Below are 253 nucleotides of genomic sequence, written 5' to 3'. Positions count from 1 at the left end.
CACCATGGAACGTCCGTCAAAGGCTCCGGCAAAGATGCCAACGAGGTCTTGCCGGGTGTACACCGCGTCGCCGCGCTGGTTAAGCGCTGGCTGATGGGCACGCACCAAGGATCCTTCGAGGAGGAATACCTGCAGGCCTATCTCGACGAATTCGCGTTTCGGTTCAACCGCCGCAAGTCCACGCATCGGGGCATGCTCTTCTACAGGTTGATCGAACAGTGCATTTCCATGCATCCTATGTCCTTCCGTGAGC

At 58.1% G+C, this 253-nt stretch carries 1 protein-coding gene; it reads left to right on the top strand.

Going from position 1 to position 253, the window contains the following annotated elements; translation table 11 throughout:
• Positions 1-253, top strand: a 253-nt coding sequence (locus IV91_RS17640) for a transposase (protein ID WP_150112541.1), incomplete at both ends; no start/stop codon positions are given.

The sequence above is a fragment of the Ferrovum myxofaciens genome (genome assembly GCF_000735045.1).
In the GTDB taxonomy this organism is placed as follows: domain Bacteria; phylum Pseudomonadota; class Gammaproteobacteria; order Burkholderiales; family Ferrovaceae; genus Ferrovum; species Ferrovum myxofaciens.
The sequence above is the reverse complement of the archived record's forward strand: the minus strand, read 5'-3'. Positions and strand labels throughout refer to the sequence as shown.